This is a genomic window from Cupriavidus taiwanensis, assembly GCF_900249755.1.
Lineage (GTDB): Bacteria > Pseudomonadota > Gammaproteobacteria > Burkholderiales > Burkholderiaceae > Cupriavidus > Cupriavidus taiwanensis_D.
This window is the reverse complement of the sequence record NZ_LT976853.1, coordinates 1,292,785-1,313,466: the sequence shown is the minus strand read 5'-3', so window position 1 is coordinate 1,313,466 and position 20,682 is coordinate 1,292,785. Positions and strand designations below refer to the sequence as shown.

Genomic DNA, 20,682 nt, shown 5'->3' with positions numbered 1-20,682 from the left:
ATCCGCATTGCCCTTCCACCGCGCCCAAGGAGGCCGCATGAAGATCCTGATCGTCACCGATGCCTGGGAACCGCAGGTCAATGGCGTGGTGCGCACGCTCAAGTCAACGCGCCGTGAACTGGAGGCAATGGGCCACACGGTCGACATGATCACGCCGCTGGAATTCCGCACGGTGCCGTGCCCGACCTATCCCGAGATCCGGCTGTCGCTGCTGCCGGGCGCACGCGTGCGGCAGCGCATCGCGGCGTTCGGCCCGGACGCGCTGCACATCGCCACCGAAGGCCCGCTGGGGCTGGCCGCGCGCGGCCATGCGCTGCGCCGCAAGCTGCCTTTCACCACCGCCTACCACACGCGCTTCCCGGAATACGTGCAGGCCCGCTTCGGCATTCCGCTGGCGTGGACGTATCGCTTCCTGAAGTGGTTCCATGGCCCCGCCCAGGCCGTGATGGCGCCGACACCGGTGGTGCTGGACGACCTGCGCCGCTACGGCATCGGCAACGCCGTGCTGTGGACACGCGGCGTAGACCTGGACGTGTTCACGCCGCAGCGCGCCAATGTGCTCAACACCGCCCACCCGATCTTCCTGTACGTGGGCCGCGTCGCGGTGGAGAAGAACGTCGAGGCCTTCCTGGCGCTGGACCTGCCCGGCTCCAAATGGGTGGTCGGCGACGGCCCGGCGCTGCCGGCGCTGCGCGCGCGCTATCCGGGCGCCAACTACCTGGGCGTGCTGAGCCAGCCCGAGCTGGCGCGGGTGTATGCTTCCGCTGACGTGTTCGTGTTCCCGAGCCGCACCGACACCTTCGGACTGGTGCTGCTCGAAGCGCTCGCCAGCGGGCTGCCGGTCGCCGCGTACCCGGTCACCGGACCGATCGACGTGCTGGGCGACAGCCCCGCCGGCGTGATGCACGAAGACCTGCGCGAAGCCTGCCTGGAAGCGCTGCGCATCGACCGCGCCACCGCCCGTGCCCATGCCGAGCGGTTCTCGTGGCGCGCCGCGTCCGAGCAGTTCCTGGCCCACCTGCGGCCGTTCGCCGCTGCCAGGCCAGGCCGGGGCGGCGCGGCGGCCCCATCTGGAACACACCAGGCAACACACCAGGCAACACCCCAGCCTCACGCCCCGCAAACCCATGCCGAAACCGCATCCGGAACTGCCGTCCGACCCGCCAATGCAGAGGCCGCCGCCGGCAATGCAGAGCGCTGACTACTCCGTCGACCAGAATCCGCACAAGGGCAACCGGGGCCTGGCGCGCGCCTGGCATGCGGCGATCAATTCGCTGTCGGGGCTGCGCTATGCGGTGCTCGAGGAAAGCGCGTTCCGCCAGGAGCTGACCCTGGTGGTGATCCTGACGCCGTGCGCCTTCCTGCTGCCGGTGACGGCGGTGGAGCGCATCCTGCTGCTGGGCACGCTGCTGGTGGTGCTGATCGTGGAACTGCTCAACTCCAGCGTCGAGGCCGCGGTCGACCGCATCTCGCTGGAACGGCACAGCCTGTCCAAGCGCGCCAAGGACTTCGGCAGCGCGGCGGTGATGCTGGCGCTGGTGCTGTGCGGCGGCACCTGGGCCACCATTGCCGGGCCGCACGTGGTGCGGTGGGCGCGGGCGCTGGCCGGCTGACCCGCGCCGGGCGCGAGACCTGCCCCCGTCCGGGCGGGATGGGGCCAGGCAGGCCGATTGCTTATAATCGCTACCCTGCCCCCCGACTTACCGATCGCACCGATCGCCCGGACGCCCATGGAACCGAAACCGCAAACCGGCCCCCGCCGCACCAGGGACCGCATCCTCGACGTCTCGCTGCGCCTGTTCAACGAAGTCGGCGAGCCCAACGTCACCACCACCACGATCGCGGAAGCGATGGAGATCAGCCCCGGCAATCTCTACTACCACTTCCGCAACAAGGACGACATCATCAACTCGATCTTCGTGCGCTTCGAGCAGGAGATGGAGCGCCGCCTGAAGATGCCGGACGACCACAAGGCCACCCTCGACGAAAGCTGGGGCTACCTGCAGTACATGTCCGAGTTCCTGTGGAACTACCGCTTCCTGTACCGCGACATCAACGACCTGCTGGCGCGCAACCGGATGCTGGAGACCAACTTCAAGCGCATCGTCGAGCAGAAGCAGCGCTTTGCGCACGAGATCTGCCGCCAGTTCATCGAGGACGGCGAGATGGAAGCCACGCCCGAGCAGGTCGAGGCCATCTGCACCAACATGGTGGTGGTCGCCACCTACTGGCTGTCGTTCCAGTTCGTGCAGCATCCGCGCCAGTACAACGATCCCGAGCAGATCCGCGGCTACCTGCACGGCTCGAGCTACCACATCTTCTCGATCCTGGCCCCTTACCTGCGCGGCCGGGCGCGGGAGGCATTCGACCAGCTGGCGCGCGACTACGCGGCCGCCAAGGCCGCCGGCGCGGCAAAGGAAACGAAGTGAAATCCGTCTGCGTGTATTGCGGGTCCAGTCCCGGCAACCGACCCGAATACGCCGAAGGCGCGCGCCTGCTCGGCCGCACCCTGGCCGAAAGCGGGCTGGCGCTGGTGTACGGCGGCGGCAAGGTGGGCCTGATGGGCATCGTCGCCGATGCCGTGCTGGAACATGGCGGCCGTGTCATCGGCATCATCCCGGAAGCGCTGATGCAGAAGGAGGTCGGCCACCGCGGGCTGACCGAGCTGCACGTGGTGCGCAACATGCACGAACGCAAGCAGATGATGGCCGACCGCGCCGACGCCTTTGTCGCCATGCCCGGCGGCGTGGGCACCTTCGAGGAACTGTTCGAGACCTTCACCTGGCTGCAGCTGGGCTATCACGCCAAGCCGGTGGGGCTGCTCAATGTCGCCGGCTTCTACGACGGCATGCTGGGCTTCCTGTCGCACGCGGTGCGCGAAGGCTTCCTGAAGCAGGTGCACGCAGAACTGCTGCACGTGGGCGACACGCCCGCCGGGCTGCTGGCGCAACTGGCGGCGGCGCCGCGCGTGCGCGTCGACAAGTGGCAGCAGGCGCGCGAGCAGACCTGAATCCGGCGTTGCGCCCGTCGTCCCCGCGAAAGCGGGAATGACGTGTTCAGTGCAACTGGCCTAGAACGACGAGCCCGGCTCGCGCAGGAACGCCAGTTCCTGCGCCGTACTCTGGCGGCCCAGCACCGCATTGCGATGCGGGAAGCGGCCATAGCGCGCGATGATCACGCGGTGCTTTTCGGCCCACTCCACCACATCCACTTTCCCGCCGCTCACGTCGCGCAGCTGCGTCATCAGCCGCACCGCCTCGTCCTGGTCTTCCAGCGCTTCGGAATGCTCGAACGGCATGTAGCAGAACATGCGGTGGAAGTCGGTCGGCAACGCGCGGTCCATGCCGGCGGCAACGATGCGTTTGGCCAGCGCCAGCGCCTGCGCATCGGTGCCGAAGCTGCGCTGATCGTTGCGGAACATGTTGCGCGGGAACTGGTCCAGCAGCACAACGCGCGCGCAGGCGCCCTCGGGTGTGACCGACCAGTCGTCGGGCGCGCCGTCGCACGCGACCTGCCAGTCGGACAGGAAGTTGGCGCGGATCTGTGCGTCGAATGCGTCCGACTTGGTGAACCATTGCGGCCGCGCGGTATTCCAGGCGGCCGAGCCGGACCGGTCGAACCAGAAATCCAGCACACGCTGCGCGTCTTCAGGCAGTTGGGCGGTCATGCGGAAAACCTCTCGAGGTGAAAACCGAAGCCGCGGCGCCTCAGCGCGCCACGTTGCGCATCCAGTCGGCGGTCTGGAAGAAGGCCTGCATCAGGCGCAGCTGCAGGTCTTCGGGCAGGCCGATGTCCTGCATCGCCAGCGCCATGCAGCGCATCCACTGGTCGCGCTCGCTGACGCCGATCTCGAACGGCATGTGGCGCGCGCGCAGGCGCGGATGGCCGAAGCGCTCGATAAAGTGGTTGGGGCCGCCCAGCCAGCCGCACAGGAACCAGAACAGCTTGTCGCGCGAGCCGTCCAGCGACGGCGGGTGCAGCGCGCGCAGCCCCGCGAACTGCGGTTCCAGGTCCATCAGGTCGTAGAAGCGGTCGACCAGCTCGCGCACGCGCGCCTCGCCGCCCACCAGTTCAAATGCAGTGACCTCGGCGTTGCCGGGCTTGTCGTCGGATTCAGTACTCATTACACACTCAAACAGCGCAGCCACTCAGGCATCGCGCAAGGTCGCCAGCGCGGGCTGGCGCAGCACTGCGCGCAGGCCCAGCCAGCCGCCGGCAAAAGCGCACAGCATGCCAGAAACCACGCCGACCGGCACGATCCACGCATTGAAGCGGTACGGGAAGTCGAACACGTACTGCGACAGCCCCCAGCCCACCGCGATCGCCCCGATGCTGGCCAGCAGGCCGGCCAGCCCGCCCACCACCAGGAATTCGGCATACTGCGTCTGCCGCACCAGCGCCGCGGAGGCGCCCAGCGCCTTGAGCAGGCCGGCGTCGCGCATGCGCTCGTCGCGCGCGCCGGACAGCGCGGCGTACAGCACGGTGACCCCGGCAGCCAGCGTAAAGACGAACAGGAACTCCACCGCCGCGATCACCTGGTCCAGGATGTCCTGGATCTGGCGCAGGATCATGTCGGTGTTGACCACGGTGATGTTGGGAAAGGCCGCGGTCAGCCGGTTGCCCAGCGCGGCGCTGGCGGGCGGCAGGTGGAACGACGTGATGTAGGTCTCGGGCATGCCCTGCATCGCCCGCGGCGGCAGGATCACGAAGAAGTTGACCCGCATCGAGCCCCAGTCGAGCTTGCGCAGCGAGGTCACGCGCGCCTGCACGGGCTGGCCGGCCACGTCGAAGCGCAGCGTGTCGCCGAGCCGGATGCCCAGGGTCTTGGCAATGCCCTCTTCCACCGACGCGCCCGCCTCGGCGCCGTCGGAGCCGTTGGACCAGCGCCCGGCGATGACGCGGTTGCCCTCGGGCAGCGCATCGGTATAGGACAGGTTGAACTCGCGCTCGACCAGGTTGCGCGCGCGCCCGTCCTCGAAACTGTCGCCGCGGATGGCGCGCTCGCCGATATGGGTCAGGCGCCCGCGCACCATCGGGTAGAGCAGGTCCGTGATGCCGGCGCCGGCCAGCATCTGGCGCAGCGGCTCGCGCTGGTCCGGCTGGATATTGATGATGAAGCGGTTGGGCGCGTCGGCGGGCGTGGCGCTGCGCCAGGAATCGACCAGGTCGTTGCGCGTCATGCCGAGCAGCAGCAGCGCCATCAGTCCCACCGCCAGCGCCACGGTCTGCAGCACCGTGACCGCGCGGCGGCGCTCCAGCACCGCCAGCGCAAAGCGCCACCCCACCGCCGCGCGCCCGCGCAGTCGTCCGCGCAGCAGCCGCGACAGCAGCGTCAGCAGGGCCAGCGCGAGCACGCCGAAGACGATGCCCGCGGCGACAAAGCCGCCGGCGGTGGTCAGGCCCAGCCGCAGGTCGCGCGCCGCCACCAGCAGCAGCGCGACAAAGGCGCCCAGTCCCAGCGCGTAGGCCACCCAGGCCGACACCGGCGGCAGCCCGATATCGCGCCGCAGCACCCGCAGCGGCGCGACCCGCGTCAGCGCCAGCAGCGGCGGCAGCGCGAACCCGGCCAGCAGCACCAGCCCGGCCAGCACGCCCACCAGCGCCGGCAGCAGCGACGGCTGCGGCAGCGACACCTTGAGCAGCCCGCCCAGCGACAGCAGCAGGCCATAGTGCGCCAGGTAGCCGAGCAGCACGCCGGCCAGCGCGCCGGCCGCGCCGACCAGCAGGAATTCCAGCCCGAACGCGCGCAGGATCTGCCCGCGCGACAGCCCCAGGCACTTGTACACCGCGCAGGCATCGGTGTGGCGCTGCATATAGCGGCGCGCCGACATGGCGATCGCCACCGCCGCGATCATCGACGACAGCACCGCCACCAGCGACAGGAAGCGCTCGGCGCGGTCCAGCGTGGCGCGCATCTGCGGCTGGCCGGATTCCAGCGACTCGACCCGCGTATTGCGCAGCTGGCGCCGTTCGATCTCGTCCTGCGCCCACTTCTGGAAGGCCGCGCCGGCGGCGTCGGGGCCGGCCACCAGCAGCCGGTAGGTGACGCGGCTGCCCCAGCCGATCAGCCCGGTGCTGTCCAGCTCCGCGAGCGGCATCAGCACGCGCGGCGCGAAGTTCATGAAGCCGGTGCCGCGGTCGAGTTCCTGCGTGATGATGCGGTCGATGCGGAAGCTGCGGCTGCCCAGCCGCAGGCTGTCGCCCACCGCAACGCCCAGCGCGCCCAGCAGCGCCTCGTCGACCCATACCGTGCCCGGCCCGGGAATGCCAGCGGCGGGCGCGTCCGGCCCGCCCGGCGCGCCGGCCACCCTGAGCTTGCCGCGCAGCGGATAGCCGTCGGTCACCGCCTTGAGCGCGGCCAGCTGGCTGGTGGGCTCGGCGCCGGCCTGGGCCTTGCCCTCGGCGGTGGCCATGCTCGGGAAGGTCACGGTCTGCGCCACCGCCAGGCCGGCGGAGCGCGCGCGCCGGGCAAAGGCGGCATCGAAGGGCTGGTCGGCCACCAGCAGCACGTCGGATGCGATCATCTGGCGCGCATCGCGCTCCAGGCCCAGCCGCATGCGGTCGGCCATGAAGCCCACGCTGGTCAGCGCGGCCACGGCCAGCACCAGCGCAAACAGCAGCAGGTAGAGCTCGCCCGCCAGCCAGTCGCGCCGGGCCATGCGCAGCGCCTGGCGCCAGGCGGAGAATTTGCCGCCAGCGGCAGCGTGCAGTGCGGCGGGTTGGGCGGCAGTGGCGGGGACGTCGATGGCAGACTCGGAGGGCATCGGTTGGTGTGTTCTTGGTTGCTGGCGCCGTTGCGCCTCGGGTCAGTCGGGCAATGCGGAAAAGCAGGCGGGAAGGCCCGCGGCGCTAGCGCGGCGCGTCATGCCGGGTGCCGCCGCGCAGGCTGGCATGGAGGCGGCGCACGCCGCGCCACAACTTGGGCAGCAGCCACACCGACGCCACCAGGAAAATCGCCAGCAGCACCAGGAACAGCACCGGCACGAAGAACGCCAGCAGCAGGCTGCCGGTGGCGGTCAGGTCTTCAGTGACTGAGGCCGTCCAGTTGGAAAACGGTTCCGGCGACACGTTGATCAGTGCGCGCGTGCCGGCCTTGACCGCATGCGCGGTGCCGGCCAGCGTGCCGCCGATCAGGCCCGCCGCCACCACCCACTGCGGATCGAGCTGGCCGAACGCGGCCGCGGCCAGGATCGCGCCGGCGGGAATGCGGATAAAGGTATGGATGCCGTCCCAGACGGTATCGAAGGCCGGCACCTTGTCGGCGACGAACTCGGCCACGGCCAGCACCGCGGCCACGCCGATCACCCACCAGGATTCGAGCGGCTGCAGCCCGGGCGGCAGTTCCAGCCAGCCCAGCCGCGCCAGCACCCCGGCGGCCAGCACGGCAAGATACAGGCGAAAGCCGCTGGCCCAGGACATGCCCGCGGCCAGCGCGGCGGTTTCCAGCATGGCGCTCCTTGCAAGGGTCCGGCGCGGGCCGGTGCAGACATCGGCGCGCCCTGGCTGGGAGTGTAATACGGACGGGGCGGACGGGGCGGACGGGGCGGACGGCGCTCAGCTCCCTTCCTTGCCGTCCGGCCCGAACCACGGCAGCGCCTCTTGCGGGGTCAGGATGCCCGCCGGCTCGGCCATGGTGTAGCCGGGCAGCGCCTCGATGCGCCGGGCAAAGGCCGGATCGGCCAGCAGCGCCAGCAGCGCGGCCATCCAGCCGGCGGTCTGGTCGTTCTTGCGCAGCGCCAGGTAATAGGCCTCGCGCGTGAGCGGCACGAACGCCAGCCCATGGGCCTCGGCGTTCATGCGCAGCCCGAAACCGGCCTGGGCGCGGCCGCTGTGCACGGCTTCCGCCACTTTTTCATTGCTGAACTCGGTTTCGTCGTAGCCGTTGATCAGGTCGGGATACAGGCCTTCGGCCGCCAGCAGCTGGTCGAACAGCATGCGCGTGCCCGAACTGCGCTGCCGATTGACGAAGCGCACCTGGCTGCGCGCCAGTCCGCGCAAGTCGTGCACCTCGCGCGCCAGCATCAGCCCCTGCTCGCGCCACGCCAGCCGCAGCAGCCGCACCGAGCCAGGCCGCAGCCACTTGCGCAAGGTCACGTGCGCCACCGAGCCCGCGGTCTGCACCGGCGAGACATAGAATCCGGCCAGTTCCGACTGGCGCTCCTGCAGGCAGATCAGCCCTTCCACGCTGCCGCAGAACACCGTGTCGAGCTGCAGCGGGCTGGCGGCGTTGCCCAGCGCGGTGGCCAGCACCTCCACCGCCGGATCATGGCTGCCCGTGAAATGCACGCATGCCTGCGGCTGCTGCGCGTCATCGAGGTCGGCGATGAACTCCGCCATGGCGCGCTGCACCGCCGGCTCGATCGATTCGCGCAGGCGCAGCTCGGCCCGCAGCAGGCGCTCGCCGAAGCGCGTCAGCGAGGCGCCGCGCCCGCGCTCCATATCCAGCACGCTGCGCCCGAGCATCTCTTCCCACGACCGCATCACGCCCCAGGCGTGGCGGTACGACAGCCCGATCTCGCGCGCGGCGCGGTGCAGCGACCCGGTCTCGCGCACGGCCTTGAGCAGCTGGAACACCTTGGCATTGGCGCGCGGATTGTCGTCGGGGGCGACCACCGGAAACAGGTCGAAGCGGAAGGTCATAGGTTCTCCGCTACATATTTACTTGTCGAACTCGACTGAACCACAATGAATACCCCATTCTTATGTTGTTTTGCCGCATTCTCCATGAGATCGGAAGGCAAAAGCAATTATGTTCAGTAAAACATAACATCGAGGAGATCCACATGCCAAGCCCTGTCCAGTCTTTGCGCCGCCACGCGCGCCGCATCGCCATGGCGCTCCTTTGCATCGGCCTGCTGTCCGCCGCGCATGCCGGCGAGCTGAAGCTGGCCACCACCACCAGCACCGAGAACTCGGGCCTGCTGAAGTACCTGCTGCCGCGCTTCGAGCAAAAGTCCGGCGTCACCGTGAAGGTGATCGCCGTGGGCTCGGGCAAGGCCATGAAGATGGGCGAGATGGGCGATGTCGACGTGCTGCTGGTGCACGCGCGCAAGATGGAAGACGCCTTCGTCGCCGCCGGCTACGGCGTGAACCGGCGCGACGTGATGGTCAACGATTTCATCGTGGTCGGGCCGGCCAGCGACCCGGCTGGCATCAAGGGCGGCAAGGACGTGCTGGCCGGCTTGCGCAAGCTCGCCGCCAGCGGCAGCAAGTTCATCTCGCGCGGCGACAACTCCGGCACCGACGTGATGGAAAAGGACTACTGGAAGCAGCTCGGCATCGAGCCCAGGGGCCAGCCGTGGTACGTCAACGCCGGCCTGGGCATGGGCGAAGTGCTGACCATGGCGGCGCAGATGCCGGCCTACACGCTGTCGGACCGCGCCACCTACGGCGCTTACCGGGCCAAGACCGGGCTGGCGATCGCCATCGAAGGCGACCCGAAGATGTTCAACCCGTACGGGATCATCGCGGTCAACCCCGCCCGGCATCCGGGCACCAACTACAAGGATGCGATGAAGCTGGTGGAGTGGATCACGTCGAAGGAAGGACAGGACGCGATCGCGGGGTACAAGGTGGAGGGGGAGCGGCTGTTCTTCCCCACTTCCCAGTCAAAGTAGCACCAGCCGCCCGCGTCGCGGCTCACCCCGCCTCCGCCTCCAGCCTCGGCAACTGCGGCAGATCCGCCGCCACCTCCGCGATCATGCGCCGGATCCACATCACGTCCGGCGCGGCGTGGCAGCGCTCGTGCCATAGCTGGTAGAAGCGCATGCGCGGGAACGACACCGGCGACGGCACCATCCGGATCGGCAGGTACTGCGCATAGTGCGCGGCAAACTGCCGGCCGGTGGTGAAGACCATGTCGGTCTTCATCAGCACATACGGCACCAGCCCGAAGTACGGCAGCGTGACCTGGATATTGCGCTTGTAGCCCTGCTCGGCGAGCGCCTGGTCGATCATGCTGCGCTGCATCGACGCATAGGGCGCCGGCGCCAGGTGCGGCATTTCCAGGTAATGCTTGAGCGTCAGTCCCTTGCGCGCCAGCGGGTGCTGCGCGCCCAGCATGCACACCACCTCGTCGTCGAACAGTGGCGAGATATGCAGGTGCTCCGGCGGCGACAGCCAGTTGCCGACCACGATATCCAGCTGCCCCTGTTCCAGGTCGTCGAGGAAGTCCGACGACGACGTCATCGGATGCACGAACAGCTTGGCGCCCGGCGCCAGCCGGCGCACGCGCTCGACGATATTGGGCAGGAAGAAGGCGTCCAGGTAGTCGGGCGCGCCGAGGTGGAAGGTGCGCGTGGTGGTGGCCGGGTCGAACTGCTGCGGCGGGCGCGCGATGCGGTCCATCGCCGCCAGGCTCTGCTCGGCCAGCGCCAGCAGTTCGCGGCCGCGCTCGGTGGGCACCATGCCGTTTTTGCCCCGCACCAAAATGGCGTCGCCGGTGATCTCGCGCAGGCGCTTCAGGGTGTTGCTGATGGCGGGCTGGGACTGGCCTAGGCGCACGGCGGTGCGGGTCACGCTCTGCTCGGTGAGCAGGGTATGGAGCACCCGCAGCAAATAGGTATCGAGATGGTCGCGTCCGTGCATGGCGATGGCGGCCCTCCGGCGGGGGCCGGATGGGTGGCGTGGGGGATGGGAACGGCGCATAGTGTATGACAGGCACCCCACAATCGGTCAAATCCGCATACCGCTCGGTGCGGACGGGCACCGACGGGCATGCCCGCTGATGGCGCATATCACCTGGGTCGAATATTGCATGAAACGTAGCGATGCTATGTTTCCGCCATCCCCAAGAGAGAGAAGACCATGGAGACGCAAACCATCCGCTTTTTCCACCGCGGCCAGGTCAAGGAAGTATCCGACGCCCCCATTACCCGCACCGTGCTGCAGTACCTGCGTGAAGACGCGCGCTGCACCGGCACCAAGGAAGGCTGCGCCGAAGGCGACTGCGGCGCCTGCACCGTCGTGGTCGGCGAGCTGCAGGACGGCGGCGACGTCGAATTCAAGGCGGTCAACGCCTGCATCCAGTTCCTGCCCACGCTCGACGGCAAGGCCCTGATCACGGTCGAGGACCTGCGCCAGGCCGACGGCAACCTGCACCCGGTGCAGGAAGCCATGGTCGAGTGCCACGGCTCGCAGTGCGGCTTCTGCACCCCCGGCTTCGTGATGTCGCTGTGGGCGCTGTACCAGCAGCACACCCCGGGCGGCGAAGCCCCCTCGCGCCAGACCATCTGCGACGCGCTGACCGGCAACCTGTGCCGCTGCACCGGCTACCGCCCGATCATCGATGCCGGCGAGCGCATGATGGCCCTGCCCGCCCCCAGCGCCGACAAGCTCAACCCGAAGCAGATCGCCGACACCCTGCGCAACCTGAAGCGCGGCGAGACCTTCCGCTACCGCGCCCAGGGCCAGGAGTTCCTGGCCCCGCGCACCGCGGCCGAGTTCGGCGCGATCAAGGCGGCGCAGCCCGATATCCGCATCCTGGCCGGCAGCACCGACGTGGGCCTGTGGGTCACCAAGCAATTCCGCGAGCTGGGCAACCTGCTCTATGTGGGCCAGGTGGAAGACCTGAACCACATCGAGCAACGCGACGGCATGGTCGAGATCGGCGCCGCCGTGACGCTGGAAAAGGCCTACGCCGCACTCAACGCCGCGCATCCCGAGCTGGAAGAACTGTGGAAGCGCTTTGCCTCGCTGCCGATCCGCAATGCCGGCACGCTGGGCGGCAATATCGCCAACGGCTCGCCGATCGGCGACTCGATGCCGGCGCTGATCGCGCTGGGCGCGGAAGTGGTGCTGCAGCACGGCGAGACGCGTCGCACGCTGCCGCTGGAAGACCTGTACCTGGCGTACCAGAAGACCGCGATGCAGCTGGGCGAGTTCGTCGCCGCGCTGCGCGTGCCGGTCGCCGGCCCGCAGCACTTCCGCACCTACAAGCTGTCCAAACGCTTTGACGAGGATATTTCCGCGGTGTGCGCCGCGTTCGGCATCACGGTGCAGGACGGCATCGTCACGCAGGCCCGCATCGCCTTCGGCGGCATGGCCGCGACGCCCAAGCGCGCCCCCGCCACCGAGGCCGCGCTGACCGGCCAGCCGTGGAACGAAGCCACCGCGCGTGCCGGCATGGCCGCGCTGGCGCAGGACTACACGCCGCTGTCCGACATGCGCGCGACCGCGTCGTACCGCAGCCGCGGCGCCGCCAACCTGCTGTACCGGTTCTGGCTGGAAACCAACGCCGACGCACTGCCCGCCGCAGCCGTCAATGTCCGCGCCCCTGGCGCCGGCACCACTGAAACCGCAGCCGCAACCGCCACGGCCTGAGCCACAGAACAAGGAAAGCATCGGCATGAACAAGCAAACCGAACCCTTCCTGCTCGACGCCGCCGCCGAACAGGTACCGCAGGTCGGCATCTCGCGTCCGCACGAATCGGCCCACCTGCACGTGGCCGGCACCGCCACCTACACCGACGACATCCCCGAGCTGGCCGGCACGCTGCACGCCGCGCTCGGCATGAGCAGCCGCGCGCACGCGCGCATCAAGTCGGTCTCGCTTGACAAGGTGCGCGCCGCGCCCGGCGTGGTCGACGTACTGACCGTGGACGACATTCCCGGCACCAATGACTGCGGCCCGATCATCCACGACGACCCGATCCTGGCGCGCGGCGTGGTGCAGTTCATCGGCCAGCCGGTCTTCATCGTGGTGGCGACCTCGCATGACGCCGCCCGCCGCGCCGCCCGCCTTGGCGTGATCGACTACGAAGACCTGCCGCCGGTGCTGTCGCCGCAGGCCGCGCACGAGGCCGGCAGCTACGTGCTGCCACCGATGCACCTGACTCGCGGCGAGCCCGCCGCGCGCATTGCCGGCGCGGCCCACCAGGACAGCGGCACGATCCACCTCGGCGGCCAGGAGCAGTTCTACCTGGAAGGCCAGATCTCGTACGCCGCGCCGCGCGAGAACGACGGCATGCATGTGTGGTGCTCGACCCAGCACCCGACCGAGATGCAGCACGCGGTCGCGCACATGCTGGGCTGGCACGCGCACCAGGTGCTGGTCGAATGCCGGCGCATGGGCGGCGGCTTCGGCGGCAAGGAATCGCAGTCGGCGCTGTTCGCCTGCTGCGCCGCGCTGGCGGCGTGGAAGCTGATGTGCCCGGTCAAGCTGCGCCCGGACCGCGACGACGACATGATGATCACCGGCAAGCGCCATGACTTCGTGTTCGACTACAGCGTCGGCCACGACGACGAGGGCCATATCGAAGGCGTCAAGGTCGAGATGGTGTCGCGCGCCGGCTTCTCGGCCGACCTGTCGGGCCCGGTGATGACCCGCGCCATCTGCCACTTCGACAACGCCTACTGGCTGCCGAACGTGCAGATCGACGGCTACTGCGGCAAGACCAACACGCAGAGCAACACCGCGTTCCGCGGCTTCGGCGGTCCGCAGGGCGCGTTCGCGGTCGAGTACATCCTGGACAACGTCGCCCGCGCGGTCGGCAAGGATTCGCTGGACGTGCGCCGCGCCAACTTCTACGGCAAGACCGAGAACAACGTCACGCCCTACGGCCAGACCGTGGAAGACAACGTCATCCACGAGCTGATCGACGAACTGGTAGCCAGCAGCGAATACCGCGCCCGCCGCGAGGCCACGCGCGCGTTCAACGCCGCCAGCCCGGTGCTGAAGAAGGGCATCGCCATCACCCCGGTGAAGTTCGGCATCTCGTTCAACGTGGCCCACTTCAACCAGGCCGGCGCGCTGGTGCACGTCTACAACGACGGCTCGGTGCTGGTCAACCACGGCGGCACCGAGATGGGCCAGGGCCTGAACACCAAGGTGGCGATGGTGGTGGCGCACGAACTCGGCATCCGCATGGAGCGCGTGCGCGTGACCGCGACCGACACCAGCAAGGTGGCCAACACCTCGGCCACCGCGGCATCGACCGGCGCCGACCTGAACGGCAAGGCCGCGCAGGACGCGGCGCGCCAGATCCGCGAGCGCCTGGCCGAGTTTGCCGCGCGCAAGGCCGGCGTGGCGCCGTCCGAGGTGCGCTTCAACGATGACCTGGTCAGCGCCGGCGAACTGCGGCTGTCGTTCGGCGAGCTAACGCGCGAAGCCTACGTGGCGCGCGTGCAGCTGTGGTCCGACGGCTTCTACACCACGCCCAAGCTGCACTGGGACCAGAAGACGCTGCAGGGCCGCCCGTTCTACTACTTCGCCTACGGCGCCGCGTGCTCCGAGGTGCTGGTCGACACGCTCACCGGCGAATGGAAGCTGCTGCGCGCCGACGCGCTGCACGACGCCGGCCGCTCGCTGAACCCGGCGATCGACATCGGCCAGGTCGAAGGCGCCTTCATCCAGGGCATGGGCTGGCTGACCACCGAGGAACTGTGGTGGAACAAGGACGGCAAGCTGATGACGCACGCCCCGTCGACGTACAAGATCCCGACGGTCAACGACTGCCCGGAGGCCTTCAACGTACGCCTGTTCCACAACCGCAATGTCGAGGACAGCATCCACCGCTCCAAGGCCGTCGGCGAGCCGCCGCTGCTGCTGCCGTTCTCGGTGTTCTTCGCGATCCGCGACGCCGTGGCCGCGCTGGGCGACTACCGCATCAACCCGCCGCTGAAGGCCCCGGCCACCAGCGAGGCAATCCTCGACGCGGCAGACGCCGTGCGCGCGGCGGTGGCGCAAGGGGCTGCTCAGGTGGCTGCTCAGGTGGCTGCTCCGGCGGCCTGAAAGGTGGCAAGGAAGCGCGCGCCTGCGGAAGCCCCGGACTTTCCCCCCTCGACTGCGTTGACAGGCGAGGGGCCGGTGGCAGAAGCAGGCGCGCGCCACCCCTGACGCCAGCGATCACACCAGCGATCACACCAGCGATACCACGCATCACCACAAGGCCCCCGACCATGCAGGACGCACCGCTCAAACCCTTCCGCTTCGCCGACGCCGCCCGCATGGTGCGTGCCGGCGTGCCGGTGGCGATGGTCACCATCGTCGAGGTCAAGGGCTCGGCGCCGCGCGAGGCCGGCATCCGCATGCTGGTCAGCGCCGACGACCTGGTCGGCACCATCGGCGGCGGCCACCTGGAATGGCGCGGCATGGACATCGCGCGCGAGATGCTGGTGCGCGGTGAACAACGCCGGATCGAGCGCATTCCGCTCGGGCCGGCGCTGGGGCAGTGCTGCGGCGGCGTGGTGCAGCTTGCGTTCGAGGTGCTGGGCGCAGCCGACCTGCACTGGCTCGACGCGATCGAATGCAATTTCACTGCCGGCAAGGCACTGCAGCGGCAGGTGCCGGCCAGCGGCGCGATCACCCATGGCGACAGCCATGCCGTGATCCCCGGCGTAACGCTGCACGCCGACGGCAGCTGGACCGATACGCTGGTGCCCGACACCATGCACGTCGTGCTGTTCGGCGCGGGCCATGTCGGCCATGCGCTGGTCAAGGTGCTGGCCACGCTGCCGTGCCGCGTGCACTGGGTCGACGAGCGCGACACGCTGTTCCCCGGCGGGCTGCCGGATAACGTCGAGGCCGAGGCCAGCGACACGCCCGAGGCCGTGGTCGCGCAGGCGCCCGCGGGCAGCTACTTCCTGGTGATGACGCACAGCCATGCGCTCGACCAGACCCTGTGCGAAGAAATCCTGAAGCGCACCGATTTCGCCTACTTCGGGCTGATCGGCTCCAAGACCAAGCGCGCGCGCTTTGAACACCGCATGGCCGAACACGGCATCGACCCGGCCAGGTTTGCGGAAATGACATGCCCCATGGGGGTTCCCGGGATAACCGACAAGGCACCGGCTATGATTGCGGTTGCTATCGTCGCCCAGCTGCTGCAGGTCCGCGAACAGCGCCTGGCCGCGCTGCGTGCAGGCCTGCCGGAGGCGGTGCATCCCTGAGAACCCGTGCCGCCGGCCCTGGCCGGCGGGCATAGAGAACACGAGGCCCCCATGACCATCGATGCCGCGCTGGCGGACCAGATCCGCCGCACCCCCAAGGCCGAACTGCATGTGCATATCGAAGGCACGCTCGAGCCGGAACTGATCTTCCGGCTGGCGCAGCGCAACCAGGTGGCGCTGCCCTACCCCAGCGTCGAGGCGCTGCGCGCCGCCTACGCCTTCACCGACCTGCAGTCGTTCCTGGACATTTACTACGCCGGCGCCAGCGTGCTGCTGACCGAGGAAGATTTCTTCGACATGACGATGGACTACGTCAAGCGCGCCGTCGCCGACAACGTCCGCCACGCCGAGATCTTCTTCGATCCGCAGACCCATACCGCGCGCGGCGTGCCGATCGGCGTGGTGATCGACGGCATTGCCGATGCCCTGGCGCAGGCCCGCACCGAGTACGACTTCTCCAGCAGCCTGATCCTGTGCTTCCTGCGCCATTTGCCGGAAGAAGACGCGTTCGCCACGCTGGACGCGGCGCTGCCGTACCGCGACCGCTTCGTCGGCGTCGGGCTCGATTCGTCGGAACAAGGCAACCCGCCCGAGAAATTCGCGCGCGTGTTCGCCCGGGCGCGCGAGCTGGGCCTGCACCTGGTCGCGCACGCGGGCGAGGAAGGCCCGGCGCAGTACGTCGCCGATGCCCTCGACATCCTGAAGGCCGAGCGCATCGACCACGGCGTGCGCGCCATCGACGATCCCGCGCTGGTTGCGCGCCTGGCGCGCGAGCGCGTGGCGCTGACGGTGTGCCCGCTGTCGAACGTCAAGCTCAAGGTCTACCCCGACCTGCGCGACCACCCGCTCAAGCGCATGCTGGATGCGGGCGTGGCGGTCACGCTGCATTCGGACGACCCGGCCTACTTCGGCGGCTATATGAATGCGAACTGGGAAGCCACCTTCGACGCGCTGCCGCTGGATGCGGCCGATGCGCACAAGCTGGCGCGCAACAGTTTTGAAGCGGCCTTCCTGCCTGCCATGCAGAAGGCCGAGTTCCTGGCGGAAGTCGACCACTTCTGGTCCGCTCCGCCCAAGTCCCCGCCCGCAACGGCCCCCGCGGCCTGAGCGCGGCGCATGCCAATAGCCCGGCCTGCTGCTTGCACCCTTCGCGGTGCCGCGCGGGCCGGTCACGAGAGACAAGCCATGACGACCCACCCCACCACTGACTCCCGTACCCGTGCCATTCGCGGCCGCGTGCTGCATTTCCTGCGCGACCCGCAATTCCATGAGGACGCGTATCAGTACTGGGACGACGGGGTGCTGATCGTCACCGAAGGGCGCATCGCCGCCGCCGGCGACTACACCGAGCTGGCGGAGCGCATTCCGGCCGGCGCCGAGGTCGTCGACCATCGCGGCAAGCTGATCGTGCCCGGCTTTATCGACACCCACGTGCACTACCCGCAGACCGACATGATCGCGTCGCCGTCGCCGGGCCTGCTGCACTGGCTCGACACCTACACCTTCCCCGAAGAGCGCCGCTTCGCCGACCCCGACTACGCGCGCGGCGTCGCCGGCTTCTTCACCGAGGAACTGCTGCGCAACGGCACCACCAGCGCGGTGGTCTGGAGCACGGTGCACAAGGCCTCGGCCGACGCGCTCTTTGCCGAAAGCGAGGCGCGCAACCTGCGCATGGTCACCGGCAAGGTGATGATGGACCGCAACTGCCCCGAATTCCTGCGCGACACCGCCGAGAGCGGCGCGCAGGACTCCGCCGACCTGCTGTCGCGCTGGCATAACAAGGGACGCCTGTCGTACGCCATCACGCCGCGCTTCGCCCCCACCTCGACCGAGGCGCAGCTGGCCGCGTGCGGCGAGCTGGCGCGGGCCTACCCCGACGCCTTTATCCAGACCCACGTGGCCGAAAACCGCGACGAGGTCAAATGGGTGGCCGAGCTGTTCCCCGATGCGCGCAGCTACCTGGACGTCTACGACCGCTACGGCCTGCTGCGCCCGGGTGCGATGTACGGCCACGCCATCTACCTGGACCAGGACGACCGCCGCCGGCTGGCCGACAGCGGCGCCGCGGTGGCGCACTGCCCCACCTCCAACCTGTTCCTGGGCAGCGGCTTCTATGACTTCCACCAGTCCGATGCCAACCGCCTGAACGTGACGCTGGCCACCGACGTCGGCGGCGGCACCTCGTTCTCGATGTTCCGCACCATGAACGCCGCGCACAAGGTGGCGCGCATGGGCGGCTACTACCTGACCGCGCTGCGCATGTTCTACCTTGCCACCCGCGCCGCGGCGGAGGCGCTGGGCTGGACCGGCCGCGTCGGCAGCTTCAGCGTTGGCTGCGAGGCCGACTTCATCGTGCTCGACCCCAAGGCCACGCCGCTGATCGCACGACGCAGCAACCGCTCGGAAACGCTGGAAGAAGAGCTGTTCGCCTTTGCCATGCTGGGCGACGACCGCGTGATCGACAGCGTCTACGTGATGGGCGAGGCCGCCAGCGTGCCGGCAGCCTGATCCGCCACACGACTGCTCACCAGCGCCCGCCGCCCTGCGGCGGGCGCTTCTTTACCGCTTCCGCCATCCCACCGGCTTGACGACCGTCAAGACTGTCCTCGACAAAGCCTTCTAACCTTGCGGTTCCGCCGCGGCCGTTCTGCGTTGCCGCGCAGCCATACCCATCGACCGCAATCAGAAGGTTCTGCATGACCGCCTCTCACACCGCAGATTCCCCCGCCGGGCCTGCCGCCCCGCAAGCCACCGCGCACCCCCGCGCGCACCCCCACGCCCCGCATGACGCGCCCCTGCCGGAACCGATCGCGCCAGACGCGCCGCTGCCCTCGCGCAAGATCATCCGCGGCTGGCTGATCCCGCTGGGCCAGCGCAGCACGCCGCGCGCGCTGATGCTGTTCGCCTTCGATTACCTGTTGTTCGGCGCCGTGCTGGCCGGCGTGGTGCTGGCACCGCACTGGGCCGCCAAGCTGGCGCTGGGCGTGCTGGCGGGGCTGGTGATCGCGCGCCTGTTTATCATCGGCCACGATGCCTGCCACCAGAGCCTGACCCCGCGCCGCGGCCTGAACAAGTGGCTGGGCCGGCTGACTTTCCTGCCGTCGCTGACGCCCTATAGCCTGTGGGAAGTCGGCCACAACGTGGTGCACCACGGCTACACCAACCTGAAGGGCTTCGACTTCGTCTGGGCGCCCTATTCGCTCGAGGAATTCAACGCGCTGCCGCGCTGGCGCCGCGTGATGGAGCGCATCTACCGCACCGGCTTCGGCCCCGGCCTGTATTACCTGGTGGAGATCTGGTGGTGCAAGCTGTTCTTCCCCAGCAAGCGCCAGATGGCGACGCGCCGCCCGATCTTCACCGGCGACTGCGTGCTGGTGGCGGCGTTCGGGCTGGCCTGGATCGGCGCGCTGGCGGGCCTGGCGCTGGCCACGGAGCAGTCCGTCTGGATGCTGATCGGTGCCGGCTTCGTGCTGCCCTTCCTGGTATGGAACGTCACCGTCGGCTTCGTGCTGTACGTGCACCATACCCACACCAGCGTCGCCTGGTACGACACCAAGGCGATGTGGGCGCGGGCCCAGCCGTTCGTCTCGACCACCGTGCACCTGCGCTTCCGCCACGGCATAGGCGCAGCGCTGCATCACATCATGGAACACACCGCGCACCACGTCGACATGAGCGTGCCGCTGTACCGCCTCAAGCGCGCGCAGGCGCTGCTGGAGCACGCGCTGCCGGGCCGCATCATCATCGAGAACTTCTCGTGGCGCTGGTACTTCGACACCGCGCGCCGCTGCAAGCTCTATGACTTCAAGGCGCTGTGCTGGACCGATTTCCGCGGCCGCCAGACCAGCGACAACGCGCCGGTGCCGGCCTGATCGCCTGCCGAACGCGGCGGCGGTGGACGATCCACCGCCGCCGCGGTTATAATCGCCGCTTCCATTGGGGAGTAGCCGCCCTGCTCTCACCGCGCCGCGCAATGCGGAAATCCGGGGGACAGGGGCGTACGTCAACAGACTTGACCGCTTGCGGTTATGGCGTGCGCAGCTCCGGACCCGCCTGGCCACGCGGCCCAGGCAGCGTCCATGCCTGGCGAGACCGATGACCATCCCTTTCTGGCCGGGCCGGGAAAGGGTTGCGTCATTGGCATCTCGCGATGCATTGCGGCCCGGTTACCCCACAAGACCAATATGGAAGCCTTCCTCGTCTCCACAGGCATCGTCGCCCTTGCAGAAATGGGCGACAAGACGCAATTGCTGTCGCTGGTGCTGGCCGCGCGCTACCGCAGGCCGGTGCCCATCATCCTCGGCATCCTGATCGCCACGCTGTTCAACCACGGCTTTGCCGGCGCGCTCGGCGGCTGGATCACGCACGTAGTCGGCGAAAGCCTGCTGCGCTGGATCCTGGGCCTGGGCTTTATCGCGATGGCCGCATGGATGCTGATCCCCGACAAGCTCGACGACGCCGACCAGGCCAGGCCCGTCAAGGGCTTCATCGGCATCCTCGGCACCACGCTGGTCGCCTTCTTCTTTGCCGAGATGGGCGACAAGACCCAGATCGCCACGGTGGCGCTGGCGGCGCGCTTCAGCGATGCGGTGCTGGCGGTGGTGATGGGCACCACCTTCGGCATGATGATCGCCAATGCACCGGCTGTGCTGCTGGGCGACAGGTTCGCCAACAAGATGCCGATCGCGCTGGTGCACAAGATTGCGGCGGGGATCTTCCTGGTGCTGGGGGTGCTGGCGTTGCTGAATATCGGAGGGTGAACGGTGCAGCAGGCCAGTTGAAGGCCTCGAACGC

19 protein-coding genes and 1 riboswitch are annotated in these 20,682 nt (G+C 68.8%); of the genes, 12 read left to right on the top strand and 7 right to left on the bottom strand.

All coding sequences use genetic code 11. From position 1 onward, the window contains the following. Positions 1-37 precede the first annotated feature (37 nt). The 4 genes from CBM2594_RS06010 (at position 38) to CBM2594_RS05995 (ending at position 3,010) form a co-directional block, all read left to right on the top strand. Positions 38-1,201, top strand: a complete 1,164-nt coding sequence (locus tag CBM2594_RS06010) for a glycosyltransferase family 4 protein (protein WP_116356035.1) — start codon at positions 38-40, stop codon at positions 1,199-1,201. After that, the gene (locus tag CBM2594_RS06005; protein WP_116356034.1) at positions 1,128-1,613 is read left to right on the top strand and encodes a diacylglycerol kinase; all 486 of its coding nucleotides are present in this window, start codon (positions 1,128-1,130) and stop codon (positions 1,611-1,613) included. The genes CBM2594_RS06010 and CBM2594_RS06005 overlap by 74 nt, the downstream gene beginning before the upstream one ends. A 117-nt stretch (positions 1,614-1,730) precedes the next feature. Then, positions 1,731-2,429: a TetR/AcrR family transcriptional regulator gene (locus tag CBM2594_RS06000; protein ID WP_018005421.1), complete on the top strand. Its 699-nt coding sequence runs from the start codon at positions 1,731-1,733 to the stop codon at positions 2,427-2,429. Continuing rightward, entirely contained in the window at positions 2,426-3,010 is a 585-nt protein-coding gene (locus CBM2594_RS05995; protein WP_116356033.1) for a TIGR00730 family Rossman fold protein, read from the top strand. Before CBM2594_RS06000 ends, CBM2594_RS05995 begins: the two co-directional genes overlap by 4 nt. Before the next feature lie 60 nt (positions 3,011-3,070). Here the strand turns inward: CBM2594_RS05995 and CBM2594_RS05990 are convergent, their stop codons facing one another. The 5 genes from CBM2594_RS05990 to CBM2594_RS05970 all read right to left on the bottom strand — a co-directional run bounded on the left by CBM2594_RS05990 (position 3,071) and on the right by CBM2594_RS05970 (position 8,640). Next, entirely contained in the window at positions 3,071-3,667 is a 597-nt protein-coding gene (locus CBM2594_RS05990) for a DUF924 family protein (protein WP_116356032.1), read from the bottom strand. A gap of 40 nt (positions 3,668-3,707) precedes the next feature. Next, positions 3,708-4,124 carry a group II truncated hemoglobin gene (locus CBM2594_RS05985; RefSeq protein ID WP_116356031.1) on the bottom strand — a complete coding sequence of 139 codons (417 nt, stop codon included), beginning with the start codon at positions 4,122-4,124 and terminating at the stop codon, positions 3,708-3,710. A gap of 24 nt (positions 4,125-4,148) precedes the next feature. Beyond that, a complete protein-coding gene (locus CBM2594_RS05980) occupies positions 4,149-6,764 on the bottom strand; it encodes an ABC transporter permease (protein WP_116356030.1) in 2,616 nt (871 codons plus the stop codon). An 85-nt stretch (positions 6,765-6,849) separates the two neighbouring features. Beyond that, on the bottom strand, positions 6,850-7,449 hold the full coding sequence (locus tag CBM2594_RS05975) for a DUF4126 domain-containing protein (protein WP_116356029.1): 600 nt from the start codon (positions 7,447-7,449) through the stop codon (positions 6,850-6,852). A gap of 105 nt (positions 7,450-7,554) precedes the next feature. Continuing rightward, complete coding sequence (locus CBM2594_RS05970; protein WP_116356028.1) at positions 7,555-8,640, bottom strand: substrate-binding domain-containing protein; 1,086 nt, start codon at positions 8,638-8,640, stop codon at positions 7,555-7,557. A gap of 191 nt (positions 8,641-8,831) precedes the next feature. On the opposite strand from CBM2594_RS05970, the gene CBM2594_RS05965 reads away from it, so the two are divergent. After that, complete coding sequence (locus CBM2594_RS05965) at positions 8,832-9,617, top strand: substrate-binding domain-containing protein (RefSeq protein ID WP_373457583.1); 786 nt, start codon at positions 8,832-8,834, stop codon at positions 9,615-9,617. Positions 9,618-9,639: 22 nt separating this feature from the next. Here the strand turns inward: CBM2594_RS05965 and CBM2594_RS05960 are convergent, their stop codons facing one another. Beyond that, a complete protein-coding gene (locus CBM2594_RS05960) occupies positions 9,640-10,587 on the bottom strand; it encodes a LysR substrate-binding domain-containing protein (protein WP_010809162.1) in 948 nt (315 codons plus the stop codon). 219 nt (positions 10,588-10,806) lie between these two features. On the opposite strand from CBM2594_RS05960, the gene xdhA reads away from it, so the two are divergent. The 5 genes from xdhA to guaD all read left to right on the top strand — a co-directional run bounded on the left by xdhA (position 10,807) and on the right by guaD (position 18,396). Further along, entirely contained in the window at positions 10,807-12,321 is a 1,515-nt protein-coding gene (xdhA, locus tag CBM2594_RS05955; protein ID WP_116356027.1) for a xanthine dehydrogenase small subunit, read from the top strand. A gap of 25 nt (positions 12,322-12,346) precedes the next feature. Continuing rightward, positions 12,347-14,731 (top strand): xanthine dehydrogenase molybdopterin binding subunit, encoded by a 2,385-nt coding sequence (gene xdhB / locus CBM2594_RS05950; protein WP_116356026.1) that lies wholly within the window; start codon positions 12,347-12,349, stop codon positions 14,729-14,731. Between the two features lie 167 nt (positions 14,732-14,898). After that, positions 14,899-15,888: a xanthine dehydrogenase accessory protein XdhC gene (gene xdhC, locus CBM2594_RS05945; RefSeq protein WP_116356025.1), complete on the top strand. Its 990-nt coding sequence runs from the start codon at positions 14,899-14,901 to the stop codon at positions 15,886-15,888. Between the two features lie 51 nt (positions 15,889-15,939). Beyond that, positions 15,940-16,995, top strand: a complete 1,056-nt coding sequence (locus CBM2594_RS05940; RefSeq protein ID WP_116356024.1) for an adenosine deaminase — start codon at positions 15,940-15,942, stop codon at positions 16,993-16,995. Between the two features lie 78 nt (positions 16,996-17,073). Beyond that, complete coding sequence (gene guaD, locus CBM2594_RS05935) at positions 17,074-18,396, top strand: guanine deaminase (protein WP_116356023.1); 1,323 nt, start codon at positions 17,074-17,076, stop codon at positions 18,394-18,396. A 16-nt stretch (positions 18,397-18,412) separates the two neighbouring features. On the opposite strand, the gene CBM2594_RS05930 is transcribed toward guaD, so the two are convergent. Further along, positions 18,413-18,586 carry a hypothetical protein gene (locus CBM2594_RS05930; protein ID WP_198048101.1) on the bottom strand — a complete coding sequence of 58 codons (174 nt, stop codon included), beginning with the start codon at positions 18,584-18,586 and terminating at the stop codon, positions 18,413-18,415. Here CBM2594_RS05930 and CBM2594_RS05925 point away from each other — a divergent pair. Both CBM2594_RS05925 and CBM2594_RS05920 read left to right on the top strand, forming a co-directional pair. Further along, entirely contained in the window at positions 18,585-19,760 is a 1,176-nt protein-coding gene (locus CBM2594_RS05925) for a fatty acid desaturase (protein ID WP_232346570.1), read from the top strand. The genes CBM2594_RS05930 and CBM2594_RS05925 overlap by 2 nt on opposite strands. Before the next feature lie 48 nt (positions 19,761-19,808). Next, a riboswitch (yybP-ykoY riboswitch) is annotated at positions 19,809-20,045 on the top strand. 27 nt (positions 20,046-20,072) lie between these two features. Continuing rightward, complete coding sequence (locus tag CBM2594_RS05920; protein ID WP_116356022.1) at positions 20,073-20,648, top strand: TMEM165/GDT1 family protein; 576 nt, start codon at positions 20,073-20,075, stop codon at positions 20,646-20,648. Positions 20,649-20,682: the final 34 nt, after the last annotated feature.

What these genes read in the sequence shown, in the direction of transcription:
- CBM2594_RS06010 (WP_116356035.1), top strand. Translation starts at nt 38, where the DNA reads ATGAAGATCCTGATCGTCACCGATGCCTGGGAACCGCAGGTCAATGGC.
- CBM2594_RS06005 (WP_116356034.1), top strand. Translation starts at nt 1,128, where the DNA reads ATGCCGAAACCGCATCCGGAACTGCCGTCCGACCCGCCAATGCAGAGG.
- CBM2594_RS06000 (WP_018005421.1), top strand. Translation starts at nt 1,731, where the DNA reads ATGGAACCGAAACCGCAAACCGGCCCCCGCCGCACCAGGGACCGCATC.
- CBM2594_RS05990 (WP_116356032.1), bottom strand. Translation starts at nt 3,667, where the DNA reads ATGACCGCCCAACTGCCTGAAGACGCGCAGCGTGTGCTGGATTTCTGG.
- CBM2594_RS05985 (WP_116356031.1), bottom strand. Translation starts at nt 4,124, where the DNA reads ATGAGTACTGAATCCGACGACAAGCCCGGCAACGCCGAGGTCACTGCA.
- CBM2594_RS05980 (WP_116356030.1), bottom strand. Translation starts at nt 6,764, where the DNA reads ATGCCCTCCGAGTCTGCCATCGACGTCCCCGCCACTGCCGCCCAACCC.
- CBM2594_RS05975 (WP_116356029.1), bottom strand. Translation starts at nt 7,449, where the DNA reads ATGCTGGAAACCGCCGCGCTGGCCGCGGGCATGTCCTGGGCCAGCGGC.
- CBM2594_RS05970 (WP_116356028.1), bottom strand. Translation starts at nt 8,640, where the DNA reads ATGACCTTCCGCTTCGACCTGTTTCCGGTGGTCGCCCCCGACGACAAT.
- CBM2594_RS05965 (WP_373457583.1), top strand. Translation starts at nt 8,832, where the DNA reads ATGGCGCTCCTTTGCATCGGCCTGCTGTCCGCCGCGCATGCCGGCGAG.
- CBM2594_RS05960 (WP_010809162.1), bottom strand. Translation starts at nt 10,587, where the DNA reads ATGCACGGACGCGACCATCTCGATACCTATTTGCTGCGGGTGCTCCAT.
- xdhA (WP_116356027.1), top strand. Translation starts at nt 10,807, where the DNA reads ATGGAGACGCAAACCATCCGCTTTTTCCACCGCGGCCAGGTCAAGGAA.
- xdhB (WP_116356026.1), top strand. Translation starts at nt 12,347, where the DNA reads ATGAACAAGCAAACCGAACCCTTCCTGCTCGACGCCGCCGCCGAACAG.
- xdhC (WP_116356025.1), top strand. Translation starts at nt 14,899, where the DNA reads ATGCAGGACGCACCGCTCAAACCCTTCCGCTTCGCCGACGCCGCCCGC.
- CBM2594_RS05940 (WP_116356024.1), top strand. Translation starts at nt 15,940, where the DNA reads ATGACCATCGATGCCGCGCTGGCGGACCAGATCCGCCGCACCCCCAAG.
- guaD (WP_116356023.1), top strand. Translation starts at nt 17,074, where the DNA reads ATGACGACCCACCCCACCACTGACTCCCGTACCCGTGCCATTCGCGGC.
- CBM2594_RS05925 (WP_232346570.1), top strand. Translation starts at nt 18,585, where the DNA reads ATGACCGCCTCTCACACCGCAGATTCCCCCGCCGGGCCTGCCGCCCCG.
- CBM2594_RS05930 (WP_198048101.1), bottom strand. Translation starts at nt 18,586, where the DNA reads ATGCAGAACCTTCTGATTGCGGTCGATGGGTATGGCTGCGCGGCAACG.
- CBM2594_RS05920 (WP_116356022.1), top strand. Translation starts at nt 20,073, where the DNA reads ATGGAAGCCTTCCTCGTCTCCACAGGCATCGTCGCCCTTGCAGAAATG.